Annotated in this window: 17 protein-coding genes; 8 read left to right on the top strand and 9 right to left on the bottom strand. The window is 64.8% G+C overall.

Annotated features, from left to right (window positions below; translation table 11 throughout):
- Window positions 1-5: 5 nt before the first annotated feature.
- From QY049_RS13435 to QY049_RS13415, 5 genes are all read left to right on the top strand, one after another.
- Window positions 6-965 carry an ABC transporter permease gene (locus QY049_RS13435; protein ID WP_194478172.1) on the top strand — a complete coding sequence of 320 codons (960 nt, stop codon included), beginning with the start codon at window positions 6-8 and terminating at the stop codon, window positions 963-965.
- Window positions 931-1,860, top strand: a complete 930-nt coding sequence (locus tag QY049_RS13430) for an ABC transporter permease (protein ID WP_194478171.1) — start codon at window positions 931-933, stop codon at window positions 1,858-1,860. Before QY049_RS13435 ends, QY049_RS13430 begins: the two co-directional genes overlap by 35 nt.
- Complete coding sequence (locus tag QY049_RS13425) at window positions 1,860-2,855, top strand: ABC transporter ATP-binding protein (RefSeq protein ID WP_194478170.1); 996 nt, start codon at window positions 1,860-1,862, stop codon at window positions 2,853-2,855. The genes QY049_RS13430 and QY049_RS13425 overlap by 1 nt, the downstream gene beginning before the upstream one ends.
- Window positions 2,852-3,820 (top strand): ABC transporter ATP-binding protein, encoded by a 969-nt coding sequence (locus QY049_RS13420; protein ID WP_194478169.1) that lies wholly within the window; start codon window positions 2,852-2,854, stop codon window positions 3,818-3,820. The genes QY049_RS13425 and QY049_RS13420 overlap by 4 nt, the downstream gene beginning before the upstream one ends.
- Before the next feature lie 63 nt (window positions 3,821-3,883).
- Window positions 3,884-5,131 carry an MFS transporter gene (locus QY049_RS13415; RefSeq protein WP_258764000.1) on the top strand — a complete coding sequence of 416 codons (1,248 nt, stop codon included), beginning with the start codon at window positions 3,884-3,886 and terminating at the stop codon, window positions 5,129-5,131.
- Window positions 5,132-5,143: 12 nt separating this feature from the next.
- Here the strand turns inward: QY049_RS13415 and QY049_RS13410 are convergent, their stop codons facing one another.
- Together QY049_RS13410 and QY049_RS13405 are read right to left on the bottom strand one after the other, a co-directional pair.
- Entirely contained in the window at window positions 5,144-5,767 is a 624-nt protein-coding gene (locus QY049_RS13410) for an HAD family hydrolase (protein WP_367401189.1), read from the bottom strand.
- A gap of 77 nt (window positions 5,768-5,844) precedes the next feature.
- Window positions 5,845-6,066: a dodecin gene (locus QY049_RS13405; RefSeq protein ID WP_194478166.1), complete on the bottom strand. Its 222-nt coding sequence runs from the start codon at window positions 6,064-6,066 to the stop codon at window positions 5,845-5,847.
- Between the two features lie 150 nt (window positions 6,067-6,216).
- On the opposite strand from QY049_RS13405, the gene QY049_RS13400 reads away from it, so the two are divergent.
- Entirely contained in the window at window positions 6,217-7,098 is an 882-nt protein-coding gene (locus tag QY049_RS13400) for a DMT family transporter (protein WP_258763999.1), read from the top strand.
- A 5-nt stretch (window positions 7,099-7,103) separates the two neighbouring features.
- Here the strand turns inward: QY049_RS13400 and QY049_RS13395 are convergent, their stop codons facing one another.
- The 6 genes from QY049_RS13395 to QY049_RS13370 all read right to left on the bottom strand — a co-directional run bounded on the left by QY049_RS13395 (window position 7,104) and on the right by QY049_RS13370 (window position 13,921).
- Entirely contained in the window at window positions 7,104-8,363 is a 1,260-nt protein-coding gene (locus tag QY049_RS13395) for a glycosyltransferase family 87 protein (RefSeq protein WP_258763998.1), read from the bottom strand.
- 132 nt (window positions 8,364-8,495) lie between these two features.
- The gene (locus QY049_RS13390) at window positions 8,496-9,053 is read right to left on the bottom strand and encodes an HNH endonuclease (protein ID WP_008142962.1); all 558 of its coding nucleotides are present in this window, start codon (window positions 9,051-9,053) and stop codon (window positions 8,496-8,498) included.
- 209 nt (window positions 9,054-9,262) lie between these two features.
- Window positions 9,263-10,240 (bottom strand): peptidyl-alpha-hydroxyglycine alpha-amidating lyase family protein, encoded by a 978-nt coding sequence (locus QY049_RS13385; RefSeq protein WP_258763997.1) that lies wholly within the window; start codon window positions 10,238-10,240, stop codon window positions 9,263-9,265.
- Between the two features lie 39 nt (window positions 10,241-10,279).
- On the bottom strand, window positions 10,280-12,043 hold the full coding sequence (locus tag QY049_RS13380) for an NAD(P)/FAD-dependent oxidoreductase (protein WP_258763996.1): 1,764 nt from the start codon (window positions 12,041-12,043) through the stop codon (window positions 10,280-10,282).
- 55 nt (window positions 12,044-12,098) lie between these two features.
- Complete coding sequence (locus QY049_RS13375; protein ID WP_258763994.1) at window positions 12,099-13,184, bottom strand: DUF2855 family protein; 1,086 nt, start codon at window positions 13,182-13,184, stop codon at window positions 12,099-12,101.
- Window positions 13,181-13,921: a DNA-3-methyladenine glycosylase gene (locus tag QY049_RS13370; RefSeq protein ID WP_258767077.1), complete on the bottom strand. Its 741-nt coding sequence runs from the start codon at window positions 13,919-13,921 to the stop codon at window positions 13,181-13,183. Before QY049_RS13370 ends, QY049_RS13375 begins: the two co-directional genes overlap by 4 nt.
- Before the next feature lie 100 nt (window positions 13,922-14,021).
- On the opposite strand from QY049_RS13370, the gene gluQRS reads away from it, so the two are divergent.
- Entirely contained in the window at window positions 14,022-14,894 is an 873-nt protein-coding gene (gene gluQRS / locus QY049_RS13365; RefSeq protein ID WP_258763993.1) for a tRNA glutamyl-Q(34) synthetase GluQRS, read from the top strand.
- A 106-nt stretch (window positions 14,895-15,000) separates the two neighbouring features.
- Window positions 15,001-16,278 carry an ATP-binding protein gene (locus tag QY049_RS13360; RefSeq protein WP_258763992.1) on the top strand — a complete coding sequence of 426 codons (1,278 nt, stop codon included), beginning with the start codon at window positions 15,001-15,003 and terminating at the stop codon, window positions 16,276-16,278.
- Here QY049_RS13360 and QY049_RS13355 read toward each other — a convergent pair.
- Window positions 16,205-17,098, bottom strand: a complete 894-nt coding sequence (locus tag QY049_RS13355; RefSeq protein WP_194478072.1) for a YihY/virulence factor BrkB family protein — start codon at window positions 17,096-17,098, stop codon at window positions 16,205-16,207. The two genes, QY049_RS13360 and QY049_RS13355, sit on opposite strands and share 74 nt — an antisense overlap.
- Window positions 17,099-17,119: the final 21 nt, after the last annotated feature.

Below are 17,119 nucleotides of genomic sequence, written 5' to 3'. Positions count from 1 at the left end.
CCCTGATGAGTCAGTATGTCCTGCGTCGCCTGTTGATCGCGATTCCGAGTTTGCTCGGGATTTCGCTCGTGTTGTTCGTCGTGTTGGCTTTGGCCCCCGGCGATCCCTTCTCGGACCTGGCGACCAATCCGAACGTTCCGCCCGAAGTCGCTCTCGCGCTTCGGGCGAAGTTCGGCCTCGACGATCCGGTTTATCTTCGCTACCTGCACTGGCTCTCGGCCATGGCGCATGGCGATTGGGGCTTCTCCTTCGTCAGCCGGATGGATGTCGATCAACTCATCCTGCAGCGCCTGCCGACCACGCTCTACGTGATCGGCTCCGCGCAGCTTCTCGCGTTGCTAGTCGCGATTCCGGTCGGCGTCTATGCGGCGACCAAGCCATATTCGCTGTTCGACCAGATCGCCAATACGCTCGCTTTCGTCGGCTTCTCGCTGCCGACCTTCTTCACGGGCATCCTGTTCATCCTGATCTTCTCGGTCAGGCTGGACTGGTTGCCCTTCGTCTATTCGACCGATATCGATGCGACCGGCATTCGCTGGGTGCTGGAGATGATCCGGCAGGCGATCATGCCGGTGATGGTGCTCGGCCTGTTCCAGGCGGCGTCCATGACCCGCTTCGTTCGCTCCGCCATGCTCGACGTGATCCGGCTCGACTACGTCACCACGGCGCGCGCCAAAGGCCTTGGACAAGCCAAGGTCATCGTCAAGCACGTGATGCGCAACGCAATGATCCCGGTTGTTACCCTGATCGCGTTGCAGATGCCCGCGGTGTTCGGCGGCGCCATCGTCACCGAGCAGATCTTCCGTATTCCCGGCATCGGATCGCTGCTCATCTCCTCAATTTTGGCCAACGATACGCCGGTGGTGATGGCGGTCACCTTCGTCTTCGCGTGCCTCGTCGTGCTGTTCAATCTCATCGCGGACGTCCTTTATGGCTGGCTTGACCCTCGCATCTCCTTCCGCTGAGCGGACCTCCGGGCGGGCCGTCTACTCGCCCTGGCGCGAAACGTGGCGGCGCTATCGCAGGCACAAGCTCGCGGTCGTGAGCGCGCTCCTGTTGCTCGTTCTCATCCTGGCGGTGGTGCTCGGTCCCTTCGTATGGCACGTCCAGATCAACGACATCGATATTACCGCGAGCCTGCAGGGACCTTCGCTCGACCATCCCTTCGGAACCGATGATCTCGGGCAGGACATTCTCGCCCGCATGATCTATGGCGGCCGCATCTCGCTCGCGGTGGGGCTCGCCGCGATGCTGGTCTCCGTGTTCGTGGGAACGCTGATTGGCGCGCTTGCCGGCATGTCGCGGGGCGCGCTGGGACACGGGCTGATGTGGCTCACCGATCTCTTCCTGTCGCTGCCGCAGCTGCCGCTGCTCCTCATGCTGATCTACCTGTTCCGCGACGGGCTGAAGGCGGTGTTCGGCCCCGAAGGCGGCATCTTCATCCTGATCGTGCTCGTGATCGGCGGCCTGCGCTGGATGCCCGTGGCGCGCCTCGTGCGCGCGCAGTTCCTGTCGATCCGCGAGAAGGAATTCGTCGAGGCCGCGCGCGCGCTTGGTGCGAGCCCGGTGCGGCAGGTGGTGCGTCACATTCTGCCCAATGCCGTCGGTCCCGTGATCATCGCCGGCACCATCGACGTCGCAGCCGCCATCATCGCGGAATCGACGCTGTCCTTCCTCGGTCTCGGCTTTCCGCCTGACACCCCGACCTGGGGACGGTTGCTGTTCGACGCCAAGGACTTCCTCGACATCGGCCCGCACTGGGCGCTGTTTCCCGGCGGGGCGATCTTCATCGCGGTGGTCGCCATCAACTTCATCGGCGACGGTCTGCGTGACGCGCTCGATGCGCGACGGGTGATCTGATGGCGCCGCTGCTCGAGATCAAGGGTCTCAAGACTCACTTCTCCACCGACGACGGCATCCTCCAGGCCGTCGACGGCGTCGACATCACCATCAACAAGGGCGAGACGCTCTGCGTCGTCGGCGAATCCGGCTGCGGCAAGACCGTTACCGCGATGTCGATCCTGAAGCTGATCGCGATGCCGCCGGGCCGCATCGCGGCCGGCGAGATCATCTTCGAGGGCCGCGATCTGGTGCCGCTGACGAGCAACCAGCTCGACGACATCAGGGCCAAGGAGATCGGCTTCATCTTCCAGGAGCCGATGACCTCGCTCAATCCGGTGCTGACGGTCGGCGAGCAGATCGCCGAGAGCCTGCGCCGGCACGAGGCCGTGACCAAGAAGCAGGCGCTCGCGCGCACCATCGAGATGCTGAAGCTTGTCCAGATCCCCAATGCGGAAGGCCGCGTGCACAATTATCCGCACCAGTTTTCCGGCGGCATGCGCCAGCGCGTGATGATCGCGATGGCGCTCGCCTGCAAGCCCAAGCTCATCATTGCCGACGAGCCGACCACCGCGCTCGACGTCACCATCCAGGCGCAGATTCTCGATTTGCTCCAGGACATGAAGGAACGCTTCGGCATGGCGGTGATGCTGATCACCCATGCCATGGGCGTCGTCGCCGAGACGGCACAGCGCGTCGTCGTGATGTATGCCGGCAAGGTGGTGGAGGAGGCCGGTGTCGACGATCTCTTCGCCGATCCCCGCCATCCCTACACGCAGGGCCTGATCCGCTCGATCCCGCGTATCGATCTCGACAGCGAGCACAAGACGCGGCTCGAGGCGATCGGCGGCTCGGTGCCGATCCTGATCAATCCGCCGGTCGGTTGCCGCTTCGCGCCGCGCTGCAAGTTCGCCATGAACGTCTGCACCGAGAAGGAGCCGCCGTTGCGCGAGATCGCGCCGGGCCACCGCATGGCCTGCCATCTCGGCGACACACGGCTGGGAGGCGCGGCATGAGCGAGCCCCTGCTCCGCGTCAGCGGCCTGAAGAAACATTTCCCCGTGCTGGGCGGCCTGTTGTCGCGCCAGGTCGCCACCGTCTACGCGGTCGATGGCGTGTCGTTCTCGGTCAATCGCGGCGAGACGCTCGGTCTCGTCGGCGAGTCCGGTTGCGGCAAATCGACGACGGGGCGTTGCGTGCTCCGCCTGATCGAGCCGACCGACGGCGAAGTCGTGTTCGACGGCCAGGATGTCGGCAAGCTCGGCGGCACCGATCTGCGGGCGATGCGGCGGAACATGCAGCTGGTGTTCCAGGATCCGTTCGCCTCGCTCAATCCGCGCATGACTGTGGGCTCCATCCTCGGCGAGGCGTTCACCATCCACGATCTCGCCGCCAACGCCAGGGAGCGCGAGGACCGCGTCGCGGGCCTGCTCGTGAAGGTCGGCCTGAAGGCCGAGCACATGCGCCGCTATCCGCATGAATTTTCCGGCGGTCAGCGCCAGCGCATCGTGATCGCGCGTGCACTCGCGGTTGAGCCGAAATTGATCGTCTGCGACGAGCCGGTTTCCGCGCTCGACGTCTCGATCCAGGCGCAGGTCATCAACCTGCTGGAGGATCTCCAGGCCGAACTGAATCTCACCTATCTCTTCGTCGCGCACGACCTCTCGGTGGTCGAGCACATCTCGGACCGTGTCGCAGTGATGTATCTCGGCCGTATCGTCGAGTTGGCGAAGGCAAGCGACCTCTATCGCAATCCGCAGCATCCTTATACCAAGGCGCTGCTCTCCGCGGTGCCGGTGCCGGATCCCAAGCTCAAGCGTAACCGCATCCGCCTCAAGGGCGACGTGCCGAGCCCGATGAAGCCGCCGTCAGGCTGTCATTTCCATACCCGCTGCCCGATCGCGCAGCCGCGCTGCGCTGAAAGCGCGCCGGAGCTGAAGGAAGGCGCAGGCGGGCATTTCGTGGCGTGCCATCTGGCCTGAGTTGCGCGGTGCATAGGCCTCCAAGGCCTTGATCGCGCGGGACCGGCTGACGTAGGGGAACGCATGAGCCAGGTACAGGACGCTACTCTCGGCGCGGTTGATACGGCTGCGACGGATCGCGATGCGGAAGCACGACGGGCGTTGTGGGGATCGGCGCTCGGCTACGCGATGGATGGGTTCGATCTCCTTATCCTCGGCTTCATGCTGACGGCGATTTCTACAGATCTTCATCTCACCCAGCCGCAGGCGGCCTCGCTCGTAACGGGGACCCTGGTCGGCGCGGTCGTCGGCGGGCTCGTCTTCGGCATGCTGTCGGACCGGCTTGGCCGCGTGCGGGTCCTGACCTGGAGCATCGTCCTGTTCGCGGTCTTCACCGGGCTCTGCGCGCTGGCACGGGGCTATTGGGACCTCCTGGCCTACCGGGCCATTGCCGGCATTGGTCTCGGCGGCGAGTTCGGCATCGGCATGGCGCTGGTGGCCGAGGCCTGGCCTGCGAGCAAGCGCGCGCGGGCGACGTCCTATGTCGGGCTCGGCTGGCAGTTCGGCGTGCTCACGGCGGCGCTGGTGACGCCGGCCCTGTTGCCGATCATCGGCTGGCGCGGAATGTTTGCGCTCGGGGTCTTTCCGGCGGTGATTGCCTATGCGATCCGTCGCAAGCTGCACGAACCAGACGTCTTCATCGCGTACAAGGCAAAGGCGGCGGATACCGGCTCGTCGCTTCGCGCACTCGTGGCCGATGCGGAGACCACTCGAATCGGCATCGGGATGATCATCCTCTGCTCGGTGCAGAATTTCGGCTACTACGGCATCATGATCTGGTTGCCGAACTATCTCTCGACGCGGTTCGGCTATGGCTTGACGCAATCGGCGCTCTGGACATCAGTCACCATCGCCGGCATGGCGCTTGGCATCTTCCTGTTCGGTCATGCGGCCGACCGTTTCGGCCGCCGGGCGGCGTTCCTGACCTACATGCTCGGCGCGGCCGTCATGGTGGTGGTCTATTCGCAGCTCACCAGCGCCGGTGCGCTGCTGATTGGCGGGGCTGTAATGGGCTTCTTCGTCAACGGCATGCTCGGTGGCTACGGCGCCTTGATGAGCGAGCTATATCCGACCGCGGTGCGCGCCACGGCACAGAACGTGTTCTTCAACATTGGTCGCGCGGTCGCCGGCTTCGGTCCGCTGGTCGTCGGCATCGTGAGTGCCGCTTATGGGTTTCCGACCGCGATCGCAGGTCTTGCACTGCTCTACCTGATCGACATCGTGGCGTTGCTCGTGCTGATCCCGGAGCGGCGCGGCGCCGATCTCGCCTGACGTCGAATGCGCTCATCGCGCACGAAGCAGGCCGTGACCCAAAAGGGCTTGCCTGAACGCTCTCACCGACGTGTGGTGATGCGCAAGGAGGCCGGCTTCCCTGGCGCCGGCAACATTGGCCGCGAGGTCGTCGACAAAGAGGACCGTCTCGGGACGGACCTTGAGTTCTGAAACGCAGCGGCGGTAGCAGAGCGGGTCTGGCTTCGCGGTCCTGAACTGGGCCGAGGTGTAGATCTTGGAGCCGAACAGCGGTCGTAATTCCGGCAGCAGCGTATCGATGTGATCGGCGACCAGCGTGGTATTGTTGGTCAGGACCGCAATGTCGACGGTTCGGCGCAAATCCCCGACGATCTCCAGCATGGCGCGATCGGCCTGCATCGAGCGGCGTCGCGCCTCTACCCATTCGTCGAGCGACAGCGGATAGCCGATGCGTTCGCCGAAGCCCCGCAGATAATCGTCGGCATCGAGCGTGCCGGAATCGCCGAGCAACTCGAAGCCGCTGTCCCAGATCGCCTGGTGGACAACTGCGTCCGTCGATCCGGCAAGCTCCGCCAGGCGCGCGACGCGCTTTCCCCTGTCATAGTCGCAGAGGACATTGTCCATGTCGAAGAGGACGAGCTTGATCGCACCAGTCACGGCAGCACTCTCGGATGGCCGGGACGTCCGGCCGCGATCAGAGTGATATCCGAGGTGCTGCCGGACGCAAGACTGCCTTACCCTTCCAGCGTGAACCCGACGCGCAGTGTCACCTGGTAGTGGCGCACCGTGCCGTTCTCGATGTGGCCGCGCGTCTGCACCACCTCGAACCATTTCATCTCGCGGATGGTCTTGGACGCCCTGCTGACGGCATTCTTGATGGCGTCCTCGATCGAGGTCTCGGACGATCCGACCAGTTCCAGGATCTTGTAGACGTGATCCTTCTCGGCTGTGGGCATGATGAGCCTCCCTGGGTTGCGCGGCGGCGTCAGCCGCCGCATGGGCTCTCGATTTGAACGGACGCCGGCCTTTCCGGTTCCGTCGTCCGCGATGGCCAGCATGCGCCAGCCGAGGTGGAGCATGCCCCCCTTGCCTGCTAAGCGCTATCCATGGATTCGGTGCGGCGCGACAGGACGATCGGCTTTCTCTGCCTTGGCGTGACGGCGGCCGGATGGGCGCTGAATTGGCCATTGATGAAGCTGTTGCTGCAGCAATGGCCGCCGCTGTTCGCCCGCGGTCTCGCCGGCGTCTCCGCCTCCTTCATTTTCGCCATGCTGGCGCTCAGCCGGAAGGAGCAGCTTGCCGTTCCGCGCGAGGCGATCCCGCGGCTGCTGTTTGCGACGTTGACCAACGTTTTCGCCTGGATGGGCCTCGGCACGGTCGCGATGAAATATGTCAGCGTGGGTGAGGGTGCCCTGCTCGCCTACACCATGCCGATCTGGGCCATGCTGTTCGCCTGGCCGGTGCTGCACACGCGGCCGACCGTCCGGGACATGTTTGGGCTCGTCCTCGGCGTCGTTGGGGTCGCGCTGCTGCTGAGCGGCAACGGCTTTGTCTTTGGCGCCGGCAAGCTGCTCGGCATCGGATTGGCGCTGCTCTGCGCCATCCTGTTCGCGCTCGGCAATGTGCTCAACCGCAAGCCGTTGCCGCTGCCGCCGCTTGTCGTCGTCGCCTGGCAGGTCGGGCTTGGCTGCGCCACCATGCTCGTCCTGGGCGTTCTGTTCGAGCATCCGAACGTTTCCGCGATCACGCCCCTGGGGCTCGGCTGTTTCGTCTACATGACGCTGGTACCGATGGGCGTCTGCTACGTCACCTGGTTCGAGACGCTGCGCCGCTTGCCGCCGACCTCGGCCTCGACGGGCATGCTGATCGTGCCGGTGATTGGCGTGGTCTCCGCCGCGATCATTTTGGGCGAGCCGCTGGGCTTGCGCGAATGGGCCGCGATGGCGCTCACGCTCGGCGGCGTGACGCTGGCCTTGCAGCGGGCCTAGCGGCGCTATTCCGCAGCTTGTTGCAGCATCTTGGCCGGCTGTGCTGCGCGCCACAACATCTTCAGCAGCAGAGCGAGCAAGGCGATCATGGCGAGGCCGGCGATCGCGGGCGCGACATGCGGGGAGAGCTCGCCCTTCTGTCCGAACTGCGCCGCGATGCGCGCCGATTGCAGCAGCCCATAGCCGCCGGCGAGCAGGATCAGTCCATACATGACGCTGCGCTCGCGTGAGGTCGCTACCTTGCCGAGTTCGGGCAGCAGCAGCGCCAGGCCGATGCCGAGCATCGGAAGGTCGTAGTCATAGGCGTAGGGGCTGATCATCACCGATACCATGGCGGCAATGCCGAGCGCGAACTGGGCCGATATTCCGCGCGCTGCGCCGAGGAAGATTGCAAGCAGGATCGCGAGCAGGGCAATCGCCGCGATGGCGGCTTGTCCCCAGAAGGCGACGCTGGCAGGGACGCCCGCCGTATAGAGTGCGGCGTAGGCCGAGACCATGCGGAAGAGGGGATAGAAACCCTGCTCGAGATAGCTCGCCGATTCCCTGATTGCGCCGAGCCACGCAGTCCAGATTTGCCACCCAAACATCAGCGTGCAGACGAGGGAGCTCGCCAGCACCAGAGTGGCGGCGACCGCCACCGTGACCCAGCGGCGCGTTGCCAGCAGATAGACGCCGGCGGCAATCGCAAGGTGCGGCTTGATCACCATGGCGCCGAGCGCGAGACCGGCGATGATCTGCCGCCGCTCCAGATTGAGGCAGACGAGGCCAACCAATGCACCCGTCAGAAAGCCGTTCTGGCCGCAACCGATCGTGATCGCGAGCGCCGGAAAGACGATCACCAGAACCTGCGCGAAATTGTTGCGTGCAATCCTGTGCAGCGTCACGAGATAGAGCGCCAGCGTTGCGGCGGTGAACAGGAGGTAGCCGATGCCGACCGAAACGAATGCAAACGGCGCCATCAGGACATCGTACTGCGGCGGATAGGTCCACGGCATGAAGCTGGTCTTGCCGCCGGCGGCCGCGATCTGCATCTTCAGCAGGGCCTCGAAATGATAGACTTGCTCGAGATCGCCGAGCCAGACGTGCTGCGCGACGATGTGGAAGGCATCGAAGTCGGCGAGTTCGCGATCGGCCCAGCCGCCCCAGCGGGCGAACCAGAAGGTCTTGAAGGCGACGATCACCGCCAGCGCCGCCAGCACGAAACGCACATAGGTTCTCTGCTTCGAAGGCGAAGCCTGGAGCTGTTCCAGTGTTTCGGCGAGCATGAGACTGGGACCTCGGAATGACCGTCCGCGGCTGTTGGGGCACGTCCGCAGATCCCTGCCAAATTGCCATCGGAGGTTTAAGGGACGGTAACGAATTAGGGCGGATTCGGCCGGTCTGGTTACCGGCCCGCTCTACGGATCCAGCTCCGTATCCCAGTAGAGATAGTCCAGCCAGCTGTCGTGCAGATAATTGGGCGGGAACAGGCGGCCGTTGCGGTGAAGCTGGTGCACGGTGGGCGCGAACGCGCTCTGCCGCGGAAACATCTTGGCCTGTGCGGGTGTCAGATTGCCCTTGCGCAAATTACAGGGCGAGCACGCCGCGACCACGTTCTCCCAGGTGGTCTGGCCGCCTTTGCTGCGCGGGATGATATGGTCGAAGGTGAGGTCTTCGGGCGAGCCGCAATATTGGCAGGCGAAACGATCGCGCAGGAAGACGTTGAACCGGGTGAAGGCGGGATGGGTGGTCGGCTTGACGAAGGATTTGAGCGAAACCACGCTCGGCAGCTGCATTTGCAGCGTCGGACTGTGAACCGCTTGATCGTAATGCGCTACGATGTTGACGCGGTCGAGGAACACCGCCTTGATCGCGTCCTGCCACGACCACAGAGACAGTGGGTAGTAACTCAGCGGCCGAAAGTCCGCGTTGAGGACCAGCACCGGCCAACTGCCTTGCGAGACATGTGCGTTCAAGTAACGCTCCCGGCCTCCAATATACGCTGCGAAGCAGCATGTACTGACATACTACATGCAGCGTGACGGGATTGTGAAGCCCGTTGAGCGACTTATTCAGGTGCAAGCAATACGGCGGCGGGGTGGCAAACGCTCAAAAACGCCGTGATTTGGGGAGAGTTGTGGCCGGCGCCGAGCCGTCTCCAGCGCGTCGCGCCCTGCTGCGGCAGCTACTCCCGCACCCGCTCCAGCTTCTGCAGACAGCGCGTTGCGCGCACCGCGGCCGGCATCTCGTCGTCCGGAAAACTGGTCTTCCAGTCGGTGACGCCGACTTCGCCGACATAGATGTCGCCCTTCGAATCCAGCGCGATGCCGTGGGGCGCGAGGAATTTTCCGCTGGCAACGCCTGGACCTTCTTCGCCGCCGAGCCGCGCGATGCGCTTTCCCGTGGCATCGACGATCGACAGCCGCGGGCCGAGATTGGGCACCTTGCGGTTGACCGCCATGCCGGGACCGAGCTCGCCGATCACGAAGGTCGGGCTCTTCGCCCCGCCGCAACAGCACAGCGCGCAAGGGCGGTGGAGGTTGTTCCACTGCGTCTCGTATTTGCCCTCGCCGTTGAACACCTGCACGCGATGGTTCTCGCGGTCGGCGACATAGACCCAGCCGTCGGCATCAGTCGCAATATTGTGCACGATGTTGAACTGGCCGGGGTCGGTGCCCGGCTCGCCCCAGCTTTTGATCAGCTTGCCATCGGGCGTGTATTTGTGCACGCGCGCATTGCCATAGCCGTCGGAAACGTAGATCTCGCCCTTCGGCGACAGCGCCGTGTGAGTGCAGCGGTGGAACGGTTCGCCGCTCATGAACGGCGCAGGCTTCTTGGGGATACCGATCGTCAGCAGCACCTTGCCGTCGGCGCTGCATTTGCGCACGGTGTGGTCGCCGTCATCGGTACAATAGAGATTGTCGTCAGCGTCGATGTGCAGGCCATGCGCGCGGGAGAACAGGCCTTCGCCAAAACTTCGGAGGAAATTGCCCTCGCGGTCCAGCACCACCATCGGATGTTCGCCGCGGTTGAAGACGTAGATCCGGTCCGTGCTGTCGACCGCGACAGAGGCGACGTCGGTGAGCTGCCAGCCGTCGGGAAGCTTCGCGAAGTTTTCGACGACGCGGTAGCGGTGCTCGCCGGTGCCGAGAATGGCTGGCATGGTGCTCTCTCCTCTTGTCATTGCGGGAGACGATTGTGGTTACGCCCGCCCCAAAATCCCTTCCTCGATCGCCTTGATCTGCAATGCGAGGAATTTCGAGTTGATCCGGCACTGGGCGAGGCTGCCTGCGATGAACCACAGGCCTGATTGGTTCGTGCGCGCATACATGTTGCGCAGCTCGAGGCCGTCGCCAAAGCCCCAGACCGGGCCGACGCGGTCGGCGATGGCATCGCCGAACAGCTTTCGCACCAGATATTCCTGGGACTTGTAGCCGGTCGAGAGCACGATGAGATCGGCCGGAATGGCCGTACCGTCCTTCATCTGCGCGCCGTCGGCCGTAAAGCTCTCGATGTCCTCGAACTGCTTCAGCTTGATCGCGCCCTCGACGATCAGGTTGGAGCAGCCGACGTTGAAATAGTAGCCGCCGCCGCGGGTGAGGTATTTGAACTGCCAGCCGGTGCCTGCCTCGCCGAAGTCGAGCTTGAAGCCGACGCGGCGGAGGCCGTCGAGCAGCTCCTTGTCGAGTTCCTTCGATTGCTCCGTCAGCATCACGTGAGTCTTCTTCGCAAGCGGCGTCGGCATCGACGCTGCGATCAGGTCGTTGTCCTCCAGCGTGCCCTCATTGTAGGTCGCATAAGCGAGCTGCGCCGACGGCTCGATGTTGGTGACCAGCGTCGGCGAGCGCTGCACCAGCGTCACCTCTGCGCCGCTGGAGTAAAGATCCTGCGCAATGTCGTGACCGCTGTTGCCGGAGCCGATGACGATGGCGCGCTTTCCGGTCCAGACTTCGCCGTCCTCGTAACGGCTGGAATGCAGCAGCGTACCCTTAAAACGATCGAGAGTCGGAATATCAGGGATGTTCGCGATGCCGCTGACGCCGGTCGCCATGATCACGTGGCGTGGATGCATGATGCGCTTGCTGCCGTCGGCGCGGCGCAACGTCACCGTCCAGTGGCCATTGGCGTCGTCATAGTCGCCGCCTTCGAATTCCGTGCCGGTCCAGAAGTTCAGCTCCATCGCATCGACGTATGCCTCGAACCAGCTCGCGAGCTTGTCCTTGGGGATGTAGGTCGGCCAGCTCGGCGGGAACGGCATGTAAGGCATGTGATTGACCTGCACCTGGTTGTGCAGGGTGAGCGCGTGATAGCGCTTGCGCCAGACATCGCCGATCCGCGCCCCGCGATCGACGATCAGCGTATCGATCTGCAATTGCTTCAGCCGCGCTGCGATCGCGAGCCCGGCCTGGCCGCCGCCGACCACCAGTACGGCCGGATCGCGGTCGGCGTAGTCGCGCGAGGCATTGCGCAGGTCGAGCCAGTTCGGCCCGCGGAAATCGCGCGAATAGGCCTGTCCCCGCGGTCGCGAGCTGCCGAGCTGCTCCTCGAACCCCTTGAGCTCCTCGAGTGCGGTGAGCAGTGTCCACGCCTTCAGCCGGTCGCCGTCGGCGGGGTCGGGTACGAGCCGCACGATGCCGCTGCCGCGACCAAGCGCGGTCTCGAAATTGAAGATGGCCTCGATGTTGCTGGTGCCGGCGCGCGTCACCCGGCGCGGCGCCGCGCGGTTCGGCGCGATCTTGAAATTCGCCGGAGACGCCTTGGGCGCGAGCGCGGTCAGTGCTTGCGCGACCGCGTCGCGGCCCGCAAGCGTTTGCAGGTTCCAGCTCAGCGCCAGCACATCGCGCCAATAGCAGTCGGCGAGGAAGAGGCGGTCGAGCGCGCCGCGACCAGGCTCGCGCAACGCACGCTCGAACTCATCGAGCCAGGCTTGCGCGGAGACAGCCATATCCTTCGTGCGATCAAGCATGCGCGACCTCCCTCGAGAGGAACGCTATACCGGATCAAGCGATGCCAGAAGCGCTTTACCTGAGCAGAGAAAGCATGTGGCCCTGCTCGGGCGGAATGCGCCCCTTGAGCGTATCGAGATAAGTGCGCTGCACCGCCTCCGGACCACGGCTCTCAACCACGCGGAGGCATCTCTCCAGCATCGGCGCGAAGCCCGACCAGGCCGCGCCAAAACGCTGTTCGATCCCGCCGGGTCCCCAATCCTTGGCACGCTTGCGGATGTGGTCTGGCGCGAAGAACCAACGCGGCTTTGCGCCGGGCAGCACGCCCTCGTCCGCGTCGGTGGCGCGATGCGTCAAACCGACGCGCACCGAGCACTTCATCTGGTCACCAAAATGCCGGTGCAGATCGACCCGCAGCGCGCTGTTACCGGCCATGTCGACAAAGGCGACGGCCGCGTCTGACGGCAATGACGCGACGCGGTCATAGGTGACGACGTCGTCATAGCAGCCAAGCGACGAGACGAAGCCGGTATTGCCCGATGACGTCAGCCCGATCACCCTGCGGCCGCGGCTGTGCAGCAGATGCGCGAGGCCGAATGCGGTCTTGCTCGAAGCGCTCGACAGCAGCACGGTGCGTGCGCCGAAATCGTCGTTCTCGGCGAGGAAGTCGTCGACCAGGAACGACAGCATGAACAGCGGCCGCAGCAGCGCCTGGAGGTCGCCCTGATGCCCGGCGAAAGCGAGGTCGCCGGTCACGCGGGAATAGAGATTGTAGACCGGCGAGACCTGCTTGCGGTGCTCGGCGCCGTCACGAAGCGCGCGCTTGCTGACGTCTGCGGCTTCGATGACGAGGTGCGTCGCCATCGGGAAATAGCCGAACAGTCGTTCGCCCGCGGCGATGCCGGGATGTCGCGAGGCGATGACTTCGCCGAAGCCCCACACCGGGATGTTGCCAAATCCCTGCGGCGCCGGAAAGATCTGCCAGTATTTCAGTTCGTCTCCCATCACGGCATAGGTGATGTTGTTGGCGGTGAACGCGAAGCGCTCGACCTTCACCAGAAGCGCATCCGCGGGCAGCGTGGCCGCATCCGGAAGGGCCGTCTCGATCAGTTTGCATTGCTCGAGATCGTTGCGCGCGACGACGAAGTCGGTCGATGTCATGGTGAGGGTCCCGGCTTTTTCCGTGCCGGCATCTTCTCCTTTACGGCTGCGCGCTTTGCAACAGCAACATTGTTTGAAACTGCGTTCGCTTTGCCGGCGATGATGCCCTCGCGCTTCTTCACCGCGCGGTAGTAGCTCCACCACAGATGCGCGGCGGCGCCGCGCAGGGGACGCCAGGGTTCGGCGAGCGGCGCCATCTGCTTTTCCGTCGGTCGCGCCTTCAGGCCGAGGCCGATCTTGATTCCCTCCTGCACGGCGAGGTCGCCAGCGGGCCAGGCATCGCCGTGGCCGAGGCAGAACAAGAGATAGACGTCGGCCGTCCACGGCCCGATGCCGGGCAGCGAGACCAGGGTGTGATGCGCGGCATCGGCGTCTTCTTCGGCGAGCACGTCGAGGTTCAGCCGCTCGGCGATGATTTCGCGCGAAAGATGTTTCAGCGTCTTGATCTTGGCGGCGGACAGGCCGAGCCGCCCCAGCCGGTCGATGCGGGCGCGACGCACGGCCTCATGATCGAACGGGTCGAAGGCCGCGGACAGCCGTCCCCAGATTGCCGCTGCGCTCGCGGTTGAAAGCTGTTGTCCGCACACGATGTGCGCCAGCCCAGCAAAGCCCGGCTCGCGCCGCCGCAGCGCCGGCATGCCCGCCACATCAAGCACCGGCTTGAGGCGCGGATCGCGCTCGACCAGCGCGTGGACAGCTTCTTCGAGATCAGACTGGGTTTCAAGGTGGATGGTCATCGCAGCTCTACTTGTCATGCACAGGCTTGACCCGCGCATCCATCTCCTATCGTAACAGAAGATGGCCGGATCGAGCCCGGCCATGATGAGATCTTTGCATATGGCGCCACCCGTTTTCCGATTTGCCCCCAGCCCCAACGGCCACCTGCATCTCGGCCACGCTTATTCCGCGCTGCTCAACTTCGACCGAGCGCGGGAAGCCGGCGGGAGGCTCCTGCTGCGAATCGAGGACATCGACGCGACGCGCTGCCGGCCGGAATATGAAGCTGCGATCTACGAAGACCTCGGCTGGCTCGGGATCGCCTGGGACACGCCGGTGCGGCGGCAATCGGAGCATCTCGCCGACTATCGCGCTGCGCTGGAAAAACTCGCCGCACTCGGCCTCGTCTATCCCGCCTTTGAAAGCCGTGCCGAGATCGCGAGGCTCGTCGCCGGGCGCGAGGCCGATGGGCCGTGGCCGCGTGATCCCGATGGCGCGCCGGTCTATCCCGGTGACGCGAAATCGCTGCCCGTCAGCGAGCGGTCGCGCCTGATCGATTCCGGTTTGCCCTACGCCTTGCGCCTCGACATGGCAGCGGCTTGCCGGCGCGTCTCCGGTCTGACCTGGAATGAACTAGGCGAGGGGCCCGATGGCGAGCGCGGCCTGGTCGTCGCGCGGCCCGAGGCGTGGGGCGACGTGATTCTCGCCCGCAAGGAGATCCCGACCAGCTACCATCTGTCCGTGGTGGTCGACGACGCGCTCCAGGGCGTGAGCGAGATCGTGCGCGGCCAGGATCTGTTCCACGCCACCTCGGTCCACCGGTTGCTTCAGGCCTTGCTCGGCTTGCCGGAGCCCGCCTACCGCCACCACACCCTGATTCGCGATGCGGATGGGCGGAAGCTGTCGAAATCGGACCGCTCGACCGGCTTGCGAGAGTTGCGTGCGGCCGGCTCCTCGCCCGCGGGTGTCCGCAAGGCTGTAGGATTAGGCTAAGTTTCTCTGGGGGTTAGCCAAACACCGCCGTGACTCCGGGGGTTCCGCCGTGCGATGCTTGGCCCATAGCCCGGGGGTTCGAAGGGGAACACTTCGAAGGGGATTTATGGCGGCGAAAACGCGCGCAGCGCGCACCACGCGAAAGTCCAGGCAACCGCCTCGGAAGCGGTCCGGGGCGGTCGGTAAAGTGCGCACGCGCAGCGCCAAGGCCGTTGCCCCCGACGTGATCCAGGCTGCGCTCGCAGCCTTTGCCCATGAGGTCCGCACACCTCTGACCGGGATTCTCGCGATCAGCGACCTGCTGTCGACCTCCGACCTCGGCGAACGCGAGCGGCGCTGGGCCGATACCATCAAGGCGGGAGCCGAGCATCTGGCCAACCTCGCCACGCTGTTCGTCGATGCCGCCAAGACCGGAAAGGGCGCTGGTGGCAGCGCGCTGCGGCAGGACCTGTTCGACCTGCGGGCGCTCGCCCGCAGCACCGGCGATTCGCTCGCCGGCCGCGCCGCCGCCAAGGGTCTCCAGGCCGAGGTCGAGATCTCCGACAAGCTGCCGGGACTAGTGGTCGGCGATCCCGTCCGCCTCCGCGCCGCGCTCGAGAACCTGATCGACAATGCAGTGAAATTCACCGACCGGGGTGCTGTTGCAATCTCGGCCGCGCCCTGGCGTCCAGCCAAGGGCAAAGCAAGCGGCAAAGGCAAAGAGAAGGACACGCGCCGTGTCGGTGTTGCCTTCTCGGTCTCCGACAGCGGTATCGGCTTGACCTTGGCCGAGATCAAGCGGCTGTTTCGTCCGTTCACCCAGGCCAATGTCACTATCGCCTCGCGCTTCGGTGGCGCCGGGCTCGGTCTGTCCTCGGTGAAGCAACTGGCGCGCGCGATGGGCGGCGACATCACGGTCGCGCCGCGGCGCGGTGGCGGCGCCACCTTCACCCTGACGGTTACGCTCGATGCGACCGGGCCGGCGAAGTCGCGCAAGGCCGAGGGCGGCGAGGCGGATGCGCTGGCGGCGCTGCGCGTGCTCAGCGTCGAGGACAATCCATTCGGCCGTGTCGTGCTCAACACGATCCTGACCGAGCTCGGTCATCATGCCGAGTTCATCGGGCGCGGCGAGGATGCGGTGAACCGGCTCGCGCAGGGCGGCTTCGACGCGGTGCTGATGGACATGGTGTTGCCCGGCATCGACGGCGTCGAGGCCATCAAGCGGATTCGCAGGATGCAGGCGCCGCTGGCTCGGATCCCGATCATCGGCGTGTCCGGCCGCGGCGAGGACGAGGCGGCGTCGCGCGCGGCTGGCGCCGACGCCTTCCTGGTCAAGCCTGTGTCCCCGCGGGCTTTAGCGACTGCGCTGCTTGAAGCGACACGCCGTGAGGAAGTCGCGACTTGATGATCGCGGCGTTGAGCTCGCCGCCGAAAACGAAGATCGCGGCAATGAAATAAAGAAACACCAGCGCGATGATCACCGAGGCGAGCCCCGCATACATCGTCACGTAGTTGTTCGCGAAGCGCGCCAGGTATTGTCCGAACACGATGCCGGAGATCAGCGATGCTCCCATCGTGAAGACGATGCCGGGCAGGATCTGGAAGAAGCCGCGTCGCCCCGCCGGCAGCCAGGCGTGCAGGATGAACAGCGCCACCACCAGCGCGCCGATGGTGATGCCGTAGCGCACCCAGGTGAGGATGCTCTCGTTGGATTCGACGAACAGCGGAATGTGGCGCCGCGCCGCCTCGATGAAAAGCGGGCCAAGCACGATCAGGAACGCCATGGCGAGCGCGGTGAAGGCGGCGACCAGCGTGTAGCCGATCGATTCCAGCCGCAGCCAGTACCAACGCCGCATCTCCACCACCGCATAGGCGCGGTTCAGCGCGACCCTGAGCGCCTCGACACCGTTCGAGGCGAAATAGACCGACAGCACCGCGCCGATCGTCAGCACGCCGGTGCGTGTGGTTGTCAGCACATCGTGGATCTCGCCGGACAGGGAATCGGCCACCTGTTTCGGCCAGACCTGGAGCATCAGCCCCGCGGCCTGGTCGGCAAGCTCCTTGGAGCCGAAAAAGCCGGCGAGCGAGGTCAGCACGATCAGGAACGGGAACAGTGCCATCAGCGTCGAGAGCGCGATGTGGCTCGCGATCGCCCAGCCATCGTCCGCCAGGAACGTGTAGAAGGCGTCTTCCACGACGACGTAGATGGTGCGGAGGATCTTCACGGTACCTACACCGCAACTGCT

This window comes from Bradyrhizobium sp. WYCCWR 13022 (assembly GCF_030435535.1).
In the GTDB taxonomy this organism is placed as follows: domain Bacteria; phylum Pseudomonadota; class Alphaproteobacteria; order Rhizobiales; family Xanthobacteraceae; genus Bradyrhizobium.
The sequence above is the reverse complement of the archived record's forward strand: the minus strand, read 5'-3'. Positions and strand labels throughout refer to the sequence as shown.

Bases quoted from the DNA above. Each gene is read 5' to 3' on its own strand.
- QY049_RS13435 (WP_194478172.1), top strand. From the start codon at position 6: ATGAGTCAGTATGTCCTGCGTCGCCTGTTGATCGCGATTCCGAGTTTG.
- QY049_RS13430 (WP_194478171.1), top strand. From the start codon at position 931: ATGGCTGGCTTGACCCTCGCATCTCCTTCCGCTGAGCGGACCTCCGGG.
- QY049_RS13425 (WP_194478170.1), top strand. From the start codon at position 1,860: ATGGCGCCGCTGCTCGAGATCAAGGGTCTCAAGACTCACTTCTCCACC.
- QY049_RS13420 (WP_194478169.1), top strand. From the start codon at position 2,852: ATGAGCGAGCCCCTGCTCCGCGTCAGCGGCCTGAAGAAACATTTCCCC.
- QY049_RS13415 (WP_258764000.1), top strand. From the start codon at position 3,884: ATGAGCCAGGTACAGGACGCTACTCTCGGCGCGGTTGATACGGCTGCG.
- QY049_RS13405 (WP_194478166.1), bottom strand. From the start codon at position 6,066: ATGCCCACAGCCGAGAAGGATCACGTCTACAAGATCCTGGAACTGGTC.
- QY049_RS13400 (WP_258763999.1), top strand. From the start codon at position 6,217: ATGGATTCGGTGCGGCGCGACAGGACGATCGGCTTTCTCTGCCTTGGC.
- QY049_RS13395 (WP_258763998.1), bottom strand. From the start codon at position 8,363: ATGCTCGCCGAAACACTGGAACAGCTCCAGGCTTCGCCTTCGAAGCAG.
- QY049_RS13385 (WP_258763997.1), bottom strand. From the start codon at position 10,240: ATGCCAGCCATTCTCGGCACCGGCGAGCACCGCTACCGCGTCGTCGAA.
- QY049_RS13380 (WP_258763996.1), bottom strand. From the start codon at position 12,043: ATGCTTGATCGCACGAAGGATATGGCTGTCTCCGCGCAAGCCTGGCTC.
- QY049_RS13375 (WP_258763994.1), bottom strand. From the start codon at position 13,184: ATGACATCGACCGACTTCGTCGTCGCGCGCAACGATCTCGAGCAATGC.
- QY049_RS13370 (WP_258767077.1), bottom strand. From the start codon at position 13,921: ATGACCATCCACCTTGAAACCCAGTCTGATCTCGAAGAAGCTGTCCAC.
- gluQRS (WP_258763993.1), top strand. From the start codon at position 14,022: ATGGCGCCACCCGTTTTCCGATTTGCCCCCAGCCCCAACGGCCACCTG.
- QY049_RS13360 (WP_258763992.1), top strand. From the start codon at position 15,001: ATGGCGGCGAAAACGCGCGCAGCGCGCACCACGCGAAAGTCCAGGCAA.